Raw genomic sequence first — 17,423 nt, 5'->3', positions numbered from 1 at the left:
CACGCTGAAGGACAGGTCGCCGCGGAAATATCAATGTGACATTAGTGGGGCGATTGTTTAGGATGGCACCCAGAAGGTCAATAGTTTGGCATAAAGTTAATAGCGAAAGAATCTAGCCAAATTATTGACGAAGAGACGCGTCAAACTTGATTCGCAAATTTTTAAAGTACGTCCAGACTGAATCGGCGCCGAGCCATCAGGCAATGGAAGTCAACTGAACGTAACACCCGGAGAGTCTTCAATGAGCAGTGTTGTTGCCATCGTCAAAAGCATTGTCGGTCAGGTATTCGTGGTCTCCCCTGAGGGTGTACGCCGCGTGCTCGTTGAAGGCGATCGTCTGTTCGTCGGCGACCAGATCGACACCGGCCTCTCCGGCGCCGTGTCGCTGGAACTGGCTGATGGCCGCACTCTGGATCTGGGTCGCGAAACTCAGTGGAGCGCCAACGCGCCCGACTCCAGCACTGACCTGGCCGAAGCCACCGCGCAGGCTGCGCCGTCGGTAGCAGAACTGCAGCAAGCGATTGCCGCGGGTGTCGACCCGACTACTGCTCTTGAAGCCACCGCTGCCGGCCCTTCAGCTGCGGGTACTGGCGGTGCGGCTGGCGGCGGCCACAGCTTCGTGATGCTCGATGCCACTGCGGGTCGCGTTGATCCGACCATTGGCTTCCCGACGGAGGGGATCAACTCCGGCGCGCAAGCGGCGCAAAACATCACCGGTGGCCAGACCACCGACACCAACACCAACGCCCTGCGTGAGTCGACCCTGAGCCTCAGTGCTACGCCGACCATCACCGAGGCCGGCGGCGTGCTGGTGTACACCGCGACCCTGACCCAGGCGCCGCTGACCGACCTGACCATCACCCTGTCCAACGGCGCGGTGATCGTGATTCCGGCCGGTTCCACCACCGGCACCGTCAACGTGCCGCTGGCACCGAACGACACCGTTTATAACGACCCGACCCAGATCGACGTGACCGTCACCGGTACCACCGGCGGCAACGGCATCACCGTGACCCCGCCGACCACTCCGGCCACGACTCAGGTCACCGACACCATCGACACCACCACCGTCACCCTGACGGCGGGCCCGAGCGTCACCGAAGGCGGCCAGATCACCTACACCGCGACCCTGACCAACCCGGCGCAAACCCCGGTGACCGTCACCCTGTCGAACGGCTCGACCATCACCATCGGCGCCGGCCAGACCACTGGCACCGTCAACGTGCCGACGCCGGCCAACGACGTCTATAACAACGGCAGCACGGTCACCACGACCATCACCGGTGCCACCGGCGGCAACTTCGAAAACCTGGTGCCGAACCCGACTCCGGCGGTGACCACCATCACCGATTCGATCGATGACACCGGCCTGACCCTGACCGCCACCGGCACCGTGGTCGAAGGTGGCCAGATCACCTACACCGCGACCCTGACCAACCCGGCGCAGACGCCGGTCACCGTCACTCTGTCGAACGGTTCGACCATCACCATTGAAGCCGGCCAGACCACCGGCACCGTCAACGTGCCGACCGCACCGAACGACGTCTACAACAATGGCGGCACCGTCAGCACCACCATTACCGGTGCAACCGGCGGCAACTTCGAGAACCTGGTGCCGAACACGACGCCAGCGACCACCACCGTGACCGACTCGATCGACACCACCAGCGTGAGCCTCACCGCCACCGGCACCGTCGTCGAAGGTGGCGAGATCACCTACACCGCGACCCTGACCAACGCTGCGCAGACACCGGTCACCATTACCCTGTCGAACGGTTCGATCATCACCATTGAAGCCGGCAAGACCAGCGGCAGCGTCAACGTGCCAACCGCGCCGAACGACGTCTACAACAATGGCGGCACCGTCAGCACCACCATTACCGGAACATCCGGTGGCAACTTCGAGAACCTGGTGCCGAACACGACGCCAGCGACCACCACCATTACCGATTCGATCGACAACACCGGCCTGAGCCTCAGCGCCACTGGTTCGGTGGCCGAGGGTGGCTCGATCGTTTACACCGCGACCCTGACCAATGCCGCGCAAACTCCGGTGACCGTGACCCTGAGCAACGGTTCGGTGATCACCATCGAAGCGGGCAAGACCACCGGCACCGTGACCGTTCCAGCGCCTGCCGATGATGTCTATAAAGATGCCGGCAAAGTCGAAGTGACGATCACGGACGCTACCGGCGGCAATTTCGAGAATCTGGTGCCGAGCACCGTTCCGGCCGTTACCGAAGTCACTGACACCATCGACACCTCGACCGTAAAACTGACCGCCGACACCACCGTGGCTGAAGGTGGCACCGTCACTTACACCGCCACTGTCGGTGCGCCAGTGACCGGTTCGCCTGTCGTCGTGACCCTGGCCAACGGTCAGCAGATCACCATCGACATCGGCAAAACCACCGGCACTGTGACCACCACCGCGCCTAACGACGCGTTGGCCGGCAATGCGCCGCTGACCAACTCGATCACCGGTGTTTCTGGCGGTAATTACGAAGACCTGGTGGCCGACAAAACCCCGGTTTCGACCACTGTCACTGACGTCACCGACACTACCGACCTGACACTGAGCGCGACCGGTTCCGTGGCTGAGGGCGGTTCGATTGTTTACACCGCGACCCTGACCAATCCGGCTGGCACGCCGGTGACCGTGACCCTGAGCAATGGCTCGGTGATCACCATCGAGGCGGGCAAAACCACCGGTACCGCGACTGTTCCGGCCCCTGCCGATGACGTCTACAAGGACGCCGGCAAAGTCGAGGTGACCATCAAGGACGCCACGGGCGGCAACTTCGAGAATCTGGTGCCGAGCACCGTTCCGGCCGTCACCGAAGTCACTGACACCATCGACACCTCGACCGTGAAACTGACCGCCGACACCACCGTGGCTGAAGGTGGCACCGTCACTTACACCGCCACCGTTGGCGCGCCGGTGACCGGTTCGCCGGTTGTGGTGACTTTGGCCAACGGCCAGACCATCACCATCGACATCGGCAAAACCACCGGTTCCGTAACAGCCACCGCGCCAAATGACGCCTTGACCGGCCACGCGCCGATCACCAACGCGATCACTGACGTGAGCGGCGGCAATTACGAAGACCTCGTCGCCGATAAAACCCCGGTCAGCACCACGGTCACTGACACGACTGACACCACAGACCTGACGCTGAGCGCGACGGGGACCGTGGCCGAAGGCGGCCAGATCACTTACACCGCCACGCTGACCAACGCAGCAGGCTCGCCCGTCACTGTGACCCTGTCGAACGGTTCGGTGATTACCATCGACGCCGGTAAAACCACCGGCACCGTGACCGTTCCAGCACCTGCCGATGACGTTTACAAAGACGCCGGCAAAGTCGAAGTCACCATCAAGGACGCTACGGGCGGCAATTTCGAGAACCTCGTTCCGAGCACCGTCCCAGCCGTCACTGACGTGACCGATACCATCGACACTTCGACCGTGAAACTGACGGCCGACACCACCGTAGCTGAAGGTGGCACCGTCACTTACACCGCGACTGTTGGCGCGCCAGTCACTGGTTCGCCGGTTGTCGTGACCCTGGCCAACGGCCAAAGCATCACCATCGAAGTGGGTAAAACCACTGGCACCGTCACCACTACCGCGCCGAACGACGCACTGGTGGGCCAGGCACCACTGAGCAACTCGATTACTGGCGTCACCGGCGGCAACTACGAAAACCTCGTGGCCGACAAAACCCCGGTCAGCACCAGCGTGACCGACACCACTGACACCACCAATCTGTCGCTGAGCGCGACCGGTTCCGTGGCTGAAGGCGGCCAGATCACTTACACCGCCACGCTGACCAACGCAGCAGGCTCGCCCGTCACTGTGACCCTGAGCAACGGCTCGGTGATCACCATCGAAGCGGGTAAAACCACTGGCACCGTAACGGTTCCAGCGCCAGCCGATGACGTCTACAAAGACGCCGGCAAAGTCGAAGTGACGATCAAGGACGCCACCGGTGGCAATTTCGAGAATCTGGTGCCGAGCACCACTCCGGCCGTCACCGAAGTCACCGACACCATCGACACTTCGACCGTCAAACTGACCGCCGACACCACAGTGGCTGAGGGCGGCACCGTCACCTACACCGCTACCGTTGGCGCGCCAGTCACTGGCTCGCCTGTCGTAGTGACCTTGGCCAACGGCCAGCAGATCACTATCGAAGTGGGTAAAACCACCGGCACCGTGACCACTACTGCGCCGAACGATGCGCTGACCGGCCACGCGCCGCTGAGCAATTCGATCACCGACGTGAGCGGCGGCAATTACGAGAATCTCGTTGCCGACAAAACCCCGGTCAGCACCACCGTGACCGACACCGTCGACACCACCAACCTGTCGCTGAGCGCGACCGGTTCCGTGGCTGAAGGCGGTTCGATCGTTTACACCGCGACCCTGACCAATGCGGCTGGCTCGCCGGTCACCGTGACCCTGAGCAACGGCGCAGTCATCACCATCGAGGCTGGCAAAACCAGCGGCACCGTGACCGTTCCGGCGCCGGCGGATGACGTTTACAAAGACGCGGGCAAGGTCGAAGCGACCATTTCCACTGCCACTGGCGGCAATTTCGAGAACCTGGTGCCGAGCACCGTTCCGGCCGTTACCGAAGTCACCGATACCATCGACACCTCGACCGTGAAGCTGACCGCCGACACCACAGTGGCTGAAGGCGGCACCGTTACTTACACCGCGACTGTTGGCGCGCCAGTCACCGGTTCGCCGGTTGTCGTGACCCTGGCCAACGGCCAGAGCATCACCATCGAAGTCGGCCAAACCACCGGCACCGTAACCACCACTGCGCCGAACGACGCACTGGTCGGCCAGGCACCACTGAGCAACTCGATTACTGGCGTTACCGGCGGCAACTACGAAAACCTCGTCGCCGACAAAACCCCGGTCAGCACCAGCGTGACCGACACCACCGACACCACCAATCTGACGCTGAGTGCGACCGGGACTGTGGCTGAGGGCGGCTCGATCGTTTACACCGCGACCCTGACCAATCCGGCCGGCACGCCAGTGACCGTGACCCTGAGCAATGGCTCGGTGATCACCATCGAAGCGGGTAAAACCACCGGCACCGTCACCGTTCCGGCGCCTGCCGATGACGTCTACAAAGACGCCGGCAAAGTCGAAGTGACCATCCAGGACGCCACGGGCGGCAACTTCGAGAACCTGGTTCCGAGCACCACGCCAGCCGTGACCGATGTCACTGACACCATCGACACCTCGACCGTCAAACTGACCGCCGACACCACCGTGGCTGAAGGTGGCACTGTCACTTACACCGCTACCGTTGGTGCGCCAGTCACCGGTTCGCCTGTCGTGGTGACGTTGGCCAACGGTCAGCAGATCACCATTGAAGTCGGCAAAACCACTGGCACCGTTACCACCACCGCGCCAAACGACGCTTTGGTTGGCCAGGCACCACTGAGCAACTCGATCACCGGTGTGACGGGCGGCAACTACGAAAATCTCGTAGCAGACAAAACCCCGGTCAGCACCAGCGTGACGGACACCACCGACACCACCAACCTGTCGCTCAGCGCCACCAACTCGGTCGCCGAGGGCGGTTCGATCACGTACACCGCGACACTGACCAACACCGCTGGCTCGCCAGTGACCGTAACCCTGTCGAACGGCGCCGTGATCACCATCGAAGCTGGCAAAACCACCGGCACCGTGACCGTTCCAGCCCCGGCTGATGACGTTTACAAAGACGCAGGCAACGTCGAAGCGACCATTTCGACTGCCACGGGCGGCAATTTCGAGAACCTGGTGCCGAGCACCGTTCCGGCTGTCACCGAAGTCACCGATACCATCGACACCACCACCGTCAAACTGACCGCCACCGAATCGGCATCTGAAGGTGGCACCGTTACTTACACCGCGACCGTTGGCGCGCCGGTGACCGGTTCGCCTGTGGTTGTGACCCTGGCCAATGGTCAGAACATCACCATCGAAGTCGGCAAAACCACTGGCACCGTGACCACCACCGCACCGAACGACGCGTTGACCGGCCACGCGCCGCTGACCAACGCGATCACAGACGTGAGCGGCGGCAATTACGAAAATCTGGTTGCCGACAAGACCCCGGTTTCGACCAACGTCACCGACACTGTCGACACCACCAACCTGTCGCTGACGGCGACCGGTACTGTGGCTGAAGGCGGCTCGATTGTTTACACCGCGACGCTGACCAACGCGGCAGGTTCGCCGGTCACCGTAACGCTTTCGAATGGTTCGGTAATCACCATCGAGGCAGGCAAAACAACGGGCACCGTGACCGTTCCGGCACCTGCCGATGACGTCTACAAAGACGCCGGCAAAGTCGAAGTGACGATCAAGGAGGCAACCGGCGGCAACTTCGAGAACCTCGTTCCGAGCACCACGCCAGCGGTGACTGACGTCACTGACACCATCGACACCTCGACCGTCAAACTGACGGCCACCGAGTCGGCAGCCGAGGGTGGCACTGTCACCTACACCGCCACCGTTGGCGCGCCAGTCACTGGCTCGCCGGTTGTCGTAACGTTGGCCAACGGCCAGAACATCACCATCGAAGTGGGTAAAACCACCGGTACCGTCACCACCACCGCGCCAAACGACGCGTTGACCGGTCACGCGCCGCTGACCAACTCGATCACTGACGTCACCGGCGGCAACTACGAAAACCTCGTGGCCGACAAAACCCCAGTCAGCACCACCGTGACCGACACCGTCGACACCACCAACCTGTCGCTCAGCGCCACTGGCACGGTGAACGAAGGTGGCCAGATCACCTACACCGCCACCTTGACCAACGCGGCCGGCAGCCCGGTCACCGTAACTTTGAGCAATGGCGCGACCATCACCATCGAGGCCGGTAAAACCACCGGCACCGTGACCGTCGACGCACCGAAGGACGACGTCTACAAAGACGCCGGCACTGTTGAAGCGACCATCAAGGGCGCGACCGGTGGCGACTTCGAAAACCTCGTCACCAATACGACTCCGGCGGTCACCACCGTCAACGACACCATCGACACGTCCACCGTGTCGCTGACCGCCACGGCCAACGTCGCCGAAGGCGAAACCGTGGTCTACACCGCGACCGTCACTGCGCCCGTGACCGGCTCGCCGGTTGTCGTGACCCTGTCCAACGGCCAGACCATCACCATCGCTGTCGGTGAAACCAGCGGCACCGTGAATTTCGTTGCGCCGAACAGCCCATTGGCGGGCGGCAGCTCGTTGAGCGTGACCATCGACGGCGCGACTGGCGGCAACTACGAAAAACTGGTGACCGACGGCAAGTCGGCCGACACCACGGTTTCGGACACTACCGACACCACTAATCTGAACCTGACCGCGACCGATTCGGTGGCTGAGGGCGGTTCGATCGTTTACACCGCAACGCTGACCAACCCGGCCGGCACACCGGTGACTGTGACCCTGTCAAACGGCGCCGTAATCACCATCGACGCGGGTAAAACCACTGGCACCGTCACTGTCCCGGCTCCGGCTGATGACGTTTACAAAGACGCGGGCAAAGTTGAAGCGACCATTTCGACTGCCACCGGCGGCAACTTCGAAAACCTGGTGCCGAGCACTGTTCCGGCCGTGACCAACGTCACCGACACCATCGACACCACCACCGTCAAACTGACCGCGACCGAGTCGGCGGCTGAGGGTGGCACCGTTACTTACACCGCAACTGTCGGTGCTCCTGTGACCGGTTCGCCGGTCACCGTGACCTTGGCCAATGGTCAGAACATCACCATCGAAGTGGGTAAAACCACCGGCACCGTGACCTTCACTGCGCCGAACGATGCGTTGACCGGCCACGCGCCGCTGACCAACGCGATCACCGACGTGAGCGGCGGCAATTACGAGAACCTGGTCGCCGACAAGACGCCGGTTTCGACCACAGTTACCGATACCGTCGACACCACCAACCTGTCGCTGAGTGCGACCGGCACCGTGGCCGAAGGTGGCCAGATCATCTACACCGCGACCCTGACCAACGCTGCTGGCTCGCCAGTGACCGTGACCTTGTCGAACGGCGCCGTGATCACCATCGAGGCGGGCAAAACGACTGGCACCGTGACCGTTCCAGCTCCGGCTGACGACGTTTACAAAGACGCCGGCAAAGTCGAAGCGACCATTTCCACCGCGACGGGCGGCAACTTCGAGAACCTGGTGCCAAGCACTGTTCCGGCCGTTACCGAAGTGACTGACACCATCGACACTTCGACCGTGAAACTCACGGCGACCGAGACCGCCGCTGAAGGTGGCGCGGTTGTTTACACCGCGACCGTGGGTGCGCCAGTCACTGGCTCTCCAGTTGTGGTGACACTGGCCAATGGTCAGAACATCACCATCGAAGTGGGTAAAACCACTGGCACCGTGACCTTCACGGCACCGAACGACGTGTTGACCGGCCACGCACCGCTGACCAATTCGATCACCGGCGTAACCGGCGGCAACTACGAGAATCTCGTAGCCGACAAAACACCGGTCAGCACCACCGTGACCGACACCGTCGACACCACCAACCTGTCCCTGAGTGCCACCAACTCGGTCGCCGAGGGCGGTTCGATCGTTTACACCGCCACGCTGACCAACGCTGCAGGCTCGCCAGTGACCGTGACTCTGTCGAACGGCGCAGTGATCACCATCGAGGCGGGTAAAACCACTGGCACTGTGACCGTTCCGGCACCGGCGGATGACGTCTACAAAGATGCAGGCAAGGTCGAGGTAACCATTTCAACCGCCACCGGTGGCAACTTCGAAAATCTGGTGCCGAGCACTGTTCCGGCCGTGACCGAAGTAACCGACACCATCGACACTTCGACGGTGAAACTGACTGCCGATACGTCCGTGGCTGAAGGCGGCACTGTCACTTACACCGCCACTGTTGGCGCTCCCGTGACCGGTTCTCCGGTCGTGGTGACATTGGCCAACGGTCAGCAGATCACCATTGAGGTCGGCAAAACCACTGGCACCGTGACCACCACTGCGCCGAACGATGCATTGACCGGCCATGCGCCGCTGACCAACTCGATCACCAACGTAGACGGCGGCAACTACGAGAACCTCGTTGCCGACAAGACCCCGGTCAGCACCACCGTGACCGATACCGTCGACACCACCAATCTGTCGCTGAGCGCTACCAACTCGGTCGCCGAAGGTGGCTCGATCGTTTACACCGCGACTCTGACCAACGCCGCTGGCTCGCCAGTGACCGTGACCTTGTCGAACGGCGCCGTGATCACCATCGAAGCCGGCAAAACCACTGGCACCGTGACTGTTCCAGCCCCGGCTGATGACGTTTACAAAGACGCAGGCAAGGTCGAAGCGACCATTTCGACTGCTACCGGTGGCAACTTCGAAAACCTGGTGCCGAGCACTGTTCCGGCCGTGACCGAAGTGACCGACACCATCGACACCTCGACCGTCAAACTGACTGCCGATACGTCCGTGGCTGAAGGCGGCACTGTCACTTACACCGCTACTGTTGGCGCGCCAGTGACTGGCTCGCCTGTGGTCGTGACCCTGTCCAACGGTCAGAACATCACCATCGAAGTGGGTAAAACCACCGGCACCGTGGCCACCACCGCACCGAACGATGCGTTGACCGGCCATGCGCCGATTACCAACTCGATCACCGACGTGAGCGGCGGCAATTACGAGAATCTGGTTGCCGACAAAACGCCGGTTTCGACCACGGTCACCGACACCGTCGACACCACCAACCTGTCGCTGTCGGCGACTGGCACCGTGGCCGAAGGTGGTCAGATCACCTACACCGCGACCCTGACCAACGCCGCTGGTTCGCCAGTGACCGTTACTCTGTCGAATGGCTCGGTGATCACCATCGAAGCCGGCAAAACTACCGGCACCGTGACCGTTCCAGCGCCGGCTGACGACGTCTACAAAGACGCCGGCACCGTGCAGGCAACCATCAGCACCGCCACTGGTGGCAACTTCGAAAACCTGGTGCCAAGCACGACACCGGCCGTCACCAGCGTGACCGACACCATCGACACCACCACCGTCAAACTGACCGCGACCGAGTCGGCTGCTGAGGGTGGCACCGTTACCTACACCGCGACGGTTGGTGCTCCTGTCACCGGTTCACCGGTTGTCGTGACACTGGCCAACGGTCAGAACATCACCATCGAAGTGGGTAAAACCACTGGCACCGTGACCACCACCGCGCCGAACGATGCTTTGACGGGCCACGCGCCGATTACCAACTCGATCACCGACGTGAGCGGCGGCAATTACGAGAATCTGGTTGCCGACAAAACGCCGGTCTCGACCACGGTCACCGACACCGTCGACACCACCAACCTGTCGTTGAGCGCTACCCCATCAGTCGTTGAAGGTGGCTCGATTGTTTACACCGCGACCCTGACCAACGCCGCTGGCTCGCCAGTGACCGTGACCCTGAGCAACGGCTCGGTCATCACCATCGAGGCAGGCAAAACCACCGGTACCGTAACCGTTCCAGCGCCAGCCGATGACGTTTACAAAGACGCCGGCACCGTGCAGGCAACCATCAGCAACGCCACCGGTGGCAACTTCGAGAACCTGGTGCCAAACACTGTGCCTGCCGTGACCAACGTCAGCGACACTATCGACACCACCACCGTCAAACTGACGGCGACCGATACAGCGGCTGAAGGCGGCAATGTCGTCTACACCGCCACGGTCGGCGCGCCAGTGACCGGTTCGCCGGTTGTCGTGACTCTGGCCAATGGTCAGCAGATCACTATCGACATCGGCAAAACCACCGGCACTGTCACCACCACCGCACCGAACGATGCGCTGACTGGCCACGCACCTCTGACCAACGCCATTACTGGCGTAACCGGCGGCAACTACGAAAATCTTGTAGCCGACAAAACACCGGTCAGCACCACCGTAACCGACACCGTAGACACCACCAATCTGTCGCTCAGCGCTACACCATCGGTCGCTGAAGGCGGTTCGATTGTCTACACCGCCACGCTGACCAACGCCGCTGGCTCGCCAGTCACCGTGACCCTGTCGAACGGCGCCGTTATCACCATCGACGCGGGTAAAACCACCGGCACCGTGACCGTTCCTGCACCAGCGGACGACGTCTACAAAGACGCCGGCACCGTGCAGGCAACCATCAGCAACGCCACCGGTGGCAACTTCGAGAACCTGGTGCCGAGCACTGTGCCGGCAGTCACCAGCGTCACCGACACCATCGACACCACCACGGTCAAACTGACCGCGACCGAGTCGGCGGCTGAGGGTGGCACCGTTACCTACACCGCGACGGTTGGTGCTCCTGTCACCGGTTCACCGGTTGTCGTGACACTGGCCAACGGTCAGAACATCACCATCGAAGTGGGCAAAACCACTGGCACCGTGACCACCACCGCGCCGAACGACGTGTTGACCGGCCACGCGCCGTTGACCAATGCGATCACCAACGTCAGCGGCGGTAACTACGAGAATCTGGTTGCCGACAAGACCCCGGTTTCGACCACGGTCACTGACACCGTCGACACCACCAATCTGTCGCTGTCCGCAACCGGCACCGTGGCCGAAGGTGGCCAGATCACCTACACCGCGAGCCTGACCAACGCCGCTGGCTCGCCAGTGACCGTTACTCTGTCGAACGGCTCGGTGATCACCATCGAAGCCGGCAAAACCACCGGCACCGTGACCGTCCCGGCTCCGGCTGACGACGTCTACAAAGACGCCGGCACCGTGCAGGCCACTATCAGCAACGCCACCGGCGGCAGCTTCGAGAAACTGGTGACCAGCAACACCCCGGCGGTCACCAGCGTCACCGACACCATCGACACCACCACGGTGAAACTGACCGCGACCGAGTCGGCGGCTGAGGGCGGTACCGTCACCTATACCGCCACGGTCGGTGCGCCAGTCACCGGCTCGCCGGTCACCGTGACCCTGGCCAACGGTCAGAACATCACCATCGAAGTGGGCAAAACCACTGGCACCGTGACCACCACCGCGCCGAACGACGTGTTGACCGGCCACGCACCGCTGACCAATTCGATCACCGGCGTAACTGGCGGCAACTACGAGAATCTGGTTGCCGACAAAACGCCGGTTTCGACCACGGTCACCGACACCGTCGACACCACCAACCTGTCCCTGAGTGCCACCAACTCGGTCGCCGAGGGCGGTTCGATCGTTTACACCGCCACGCTGACCAACGCTGCTGGCTCGCCAGTCACCGTGACCCTGTCGAACGGTGCAGTCATCACCATCGAAGCCGGCAAAACCACCGGCACCGTCACCGTTCCAGCGCCAGCCGACGACGTCTACAAAGACGCCGGTACCGTGCAGGCGACGATCAGCAACGCCACCGGTGGCAACTTCGAAAACCTGGTACCAAGCACGACTCCGGCCGTGACCAGCGTGACCGACACCATCGACACCACCACAGTCAAACTGACCGCAACCGGCACAGCGGCAGAAGGCGGCAACGTCGTCTACACCGCAACTGTCGGCGCACCTGTGACCGGCTCGCCTGTCGTCGTGACCCTGGCCAACGGTCAGCAGATCACCATCGACATCGGCAAAACCACCGGCACCGTGACCACCACCGCACCGAACGATGCGCTGACCGGCCATGCTCCGCTGACCAACTCGATCACCAACGTCACCGGCGGCAACTACGAAAACCTCGTTGCGGACAAGACTCCGGTCAGCACCACCGTGACCGATACCGTCGACACCACTAACCTGTCGCTCAGCGCGACCGGCACCGTGGCCGAAGGTGGCTCGATTGTTTACACCGCCACGCTGACCAATGCCGCTGGCTCACCAGTGACCGTGACCCTGTCGAACGGTGCAGTCATCACCATCGAAGCCGGCAAAACCACCGGCACCGTCACCGTTCCAGCGCCAGCCGACGACGTCTACAAAGACGCCGGTACCGTGCAGGCGACGATCAGCAACGCCACCGGTGGCAACTTCGAAAACCTGGTACCAAGCACGACTCCGGCCGTGACCAGCGTGACCGACACCATCGACACCACCACAGTCAAACTGACCGCAACCGGTACAGCGGCCGAGGGTGGCACCGTCGTCTACACCGCCACTGTGGGCGCGCCAGTCACCGGCGCACCTGTCGTCGTGACCCTGGCCAACGGTCAGCAGATCACCATCGACATCGGCAAAACCACCGGCACCGTGACCACCACCGCACCGAACGATGCGCTGACTGGCCATGCTCCGCTGACCAACTCGATCACCAACGTCACCGGCGGCAACTACGAAAACCTCGTGGCCGACAAAACCCCGGTCAGCACCACCGTGACCGATACCGTCGACACCACCAACCTGTCGCTGTCCGCGACCGGCACCGTGGCCGAAGGTGGCCAGATCACCTACACCGCGACCCTGACCAACGCCGCTGGTTCGCCAGTCACCGTAACGCTGTCGAACGGCTCGGTGATCACCATCGAAGCCGGCAAAACCACTGGCACCGTGACCGTTCCGGCACCGGCTGACGACGTCTACAAAGACGCCGGCACCGTGCAGGCGACCATCACTGGCACCAGCGGCGGCAGCTTCGAGAACCTGGTGACCAACAACACACCAGCCGTGACCAGCGTCACTGACACCATCGATACCACCACCGTCAGCATCACCGGCAGCACCTCGGTGACCGAAGGCCAGACCGCCAGCTACACCGTCAGCCTGAACCACCCGGCGCAAACCGAAGTGACCCTGAAAATCGTCTACAGCGGTACTGCCGCCGACGGTTCCGACTTCACCGGTGTGTACACCGTGAAGATCCCGGCAGGTGCGAGCAGCGCGCAGTTCAACGTCGCCACCATCGATGACAAGATCACCGAAGGCACCGAGAACTTCGTGGTCAAGATCGACTCGGCCACGGGCGGCAACTTCGAAAACCTCGCGGTCAGCAGCACCAACGGCAGCGTCAGCACCTCGATCATCGACAACGATGCGCCGCCGGTCATCGATCTGGATGCCAACAATTCCAGCGGCGCGACCGGTGCCGACTACAAGGTGACCTTCACCGAAAACACCCCGGGCGCCGGCGTGTCGATTGCTGACACCGACATCAGCATCACTGACCCGGACAGCACCATGCTGACCGGCGCCACCGTGGTGCTGACCAACCGTCAGGACGGCGATGCGTTGAACCTGGGCAACAGCGTCAACGGCATCACCATCAATGCCAACAGCACCAACGGCACTGTGACGCTGACCCTGTCGGGCAATGCGACGCTGGCCGACTACATGCAGGCCATCAAGAACATCAGCTTCACCAACGGCAGTGAAAACCCGAGCACCGTGCCGCGGATCATCACCGTGACCGTGACCGATGGCGGCAACTACTCCAACACCGCGACCACCACGGTCAACGTGGTGGCAGTCAACGACGCACCGGTCGCCGCACCGAGCAACGTCACCGGCACCGAAGACACCCCGCTGGTACTCGGCTGGTCGACCTTCGGTGTGACCGACGTCGACAGCCCGGCCAGCAACCTGGGCATCAAAATCACCCAGCTGCCGGGCGAAGGCAAACTGCAGTACCTCGACGGTTCGACCTGGAAAGACGTCGCCAACAATCAGACCTTCAGCAAGGCTGATATCGACGCTGGCAAACTGCGCTTCATGCCGGATGCCAACGAGTCGGGTGTCAACGGTTACGGCGGCACTGGCATGGGCAACAACCAGGCCGACTACGCGCAGATCAAATTCCAGCCAACCGACGGCCAACTGCTGGGCAACACCGGCACGGTGAAGATCGACATCACGCCAGTCGCGGATGCCCCGACCGTGAGCGTGGCCGACAACAGCGTGAAGTCCACCGGGCTGATCAAGGAAGTCTGGACCGGTCTGTCGGGTCTGGGCACCAACGGCAATGGCGCAGATTCGACCACGTTGAAAAACGTGATCGACGGTGCCGGTACGCCGAACTCCAGCGGTAGCGTGACCAACGTGCAATCCGACGGCAGCGTGGCGGCAGGTACGGCGTCGAAGACGTCCGGCCTGATCTATCTGGAAGCCGGCAAGACCTACACCTTCAGCGGCGTCGCCGATGACAGTCTGCTGATCACCATCGGCGGTAAAAACGTGGCGTCGGGCACCTGGGGCGCGGGCGGCGCAATCAATGGATCGTTCACTCCGACCACCAGCGGCTACTACACCCTGGACATCTACCACCACAACCAGAGCGGCCCGGGCAGCTACGACGTCAACCTGTCGGTCAACGGCAGCACGCCGATCGACCTGAGCAGCGCCGGCGTGCCGATCTACACCGGCGTGCAAGATCTGGTGAACTCCGGCGTGACTGTCTCCGATCTGCACGGCACTAATGGCGAAGGCTATTACGACGGCTACAAACTCAACACCGGCGCCGAAGGCACCACGGTGAAACTGTCGGCGATCAGCACCGCGCTGACCGACACCGACGGCTCGGAAACCCTGAGCGTGAAGATCAGCGGCGCGCCGGTCGGCTCGGTGCTGAGCGACGGCGCAGGCCACACGTTCACCGTCACCACGAGCAATGGCGAAGCCAACGTCACTGGCTGGAACCTCGGCAGCCTGACCGTGACCCCGCCGACCTACTACAACGGCCAGTTCAACCTGACCGTGACCTCGACCTCCACCGAATACGTGGGCGGTTCGGCCAGCAGCACCGCGACCATTCCGGTCACCGTGGTGCCGGCGGTCTATACCGCTTCGGTCGCCACTTCCGGCGATGACACCTTCAACGGCACCGATGGCAACGACATCATGGTCGCCGACATTGGCGGTCTGACCGTGGTGCCGGGCACCAACTACAACATCGCGTTCATGGTCGACAGCTCGGGCAGTATGAGCACTTCGTCGCTGAACGCCGCGAAAGACTCGCTGACCTCGGTGTTCAACACCCTCAAGCAGAGTCTGGGCGGCAGCAACTCGGGCACGGTGAACATCTTCCTGGTGGACTTCGATACTCAAGTCAAACAGTCGGTGTCGGTGAACCTCAACGACCCGAACGCGCTGACCAAGCTCAAGGCTGTGCTGGACTCCATGACGTCCGGGGGCGGCACCAACTACGAGGACGTGTTCAAAACCACCGCCAACTTCTTCCAGAGCGCTGAAGCGGTGGCCAACACCGGTGCGAAGAACCTCACGTACTTCATCACCGACGGCCAGCCGACCTACTATCAGACCGGCGAGTCGACCAACCCGTACCTGTACGGCAACAAAACCCTCGATAGCCTGATCACCACCACCAACTACAAGTTGGGGACAGCCGTCAGCCTGTATCCGGACAGCTCGCACCAGATCGATATCAGCGCGAACGGCTCGGTGACGGTCTGGACCAAATCGGGCGGTAACTGGACGTACCAGAACTTCGGCACGCTGCACGCCCAGGGCGACGGTACCTACGAGTTCTCTGGCCTGGCGGGCAGCGGTAGCAGCACCGATTACTACACCACCACCAACGCCAACAGCAGCTTCGCATTGCTCAGCGGTCTGTCGAACGTGGAAGCCATCGGCCTCAACAGCGGCGTCAGCCTCAACGACCTGAAGCCGTACGACTCGGACAAGACGCCGCAGACCAACATCGATCCGAAGGATCTGGCCAACTCGATCATCGGCCACACCGAAGCGACGATGCCGGGCAACGATATCGTCAGCGGTGGCGACGGCAACGACATCCTGTTCGGCGATCTGGTGAGCTTCAACGGTATTGCCGGCGAGGGTTACCAGGCGATGCAGGCATTCGTTGCCCAGCAAACCGGCGTCGACGTCAGCAAAGTCACCACCAGCAACGTGCACCAGTACATCACCGAGCACTATCAGGCGTTCGATGTGTCCGGCGCACATGACGGCAACGACACGCTGTTGGGCGGAGCGGGCAATGACATCCTGTTCGGCTCCGGCGGCAATGACTTGCTCGATGGCGGCAAAGGCAATGACATCCTGCTCGGCGGCACCGGCAACGACACGCTGATCGGCGGTCAGGGCAACGACATCCTGATTGGCGGCTCGGGTGCCGACACCTTCGTCTGGAAATCGGGCGACACCGGCAACGACGTGATCAAGGACTTCAATGCCAGCCAGGGTGATCGCATCGACCTGCGTGATCTGTTGCAGGGCGAGACCGGCAGCACCATCGACAATTTCCTGAAGATCACCACGGTCGACGGCGTGTCGTCGCTGCAAGTCAGTTCGGGCGGCAAGTTCAACTCCGGCGACGCAGCAGCTGCCACGCCGGACGTGACGATCAAACTGGAAGGCAATAACTGGTCGAGCGCCAACATCCACAACCTGATCGCCGGCAGCGATCCGACCATCAAGGTTGACCACAACAACAGCTGATCCGTGAAAAAACGGCCGCCCCTCTGGGGCGGTCGTCACATTCAGC

At 62.1% G+C, this 17,423-nt stretch carries 1 protein-coding gene; it reads left to right on the top strand.

The window, feature by feature from the left end; genetic code table 11:
- The first annotated feature begins 241 nt into the window (after positions 1–241).
- Entirely contained in the window at positions 242–17,377 is a 17,136-nt protein-coding gene (locus tag ACVVH8_RS00725) for an immunoglobulin-like domain-containing protein (protein WP_475228004.1), read from the top strand.
- Positions 17,378–17,423 lie beyond the last annotated feature (46 nt).

The sequence above is a fragment of the Pseudomonas trutticola BRTCR10 genome, from assembly GCF_056155105.1.
Note: the sequence above shows the minus strand (reverse complement) of the source record. Positions and strands in the feature narration are given on the sequence as shown.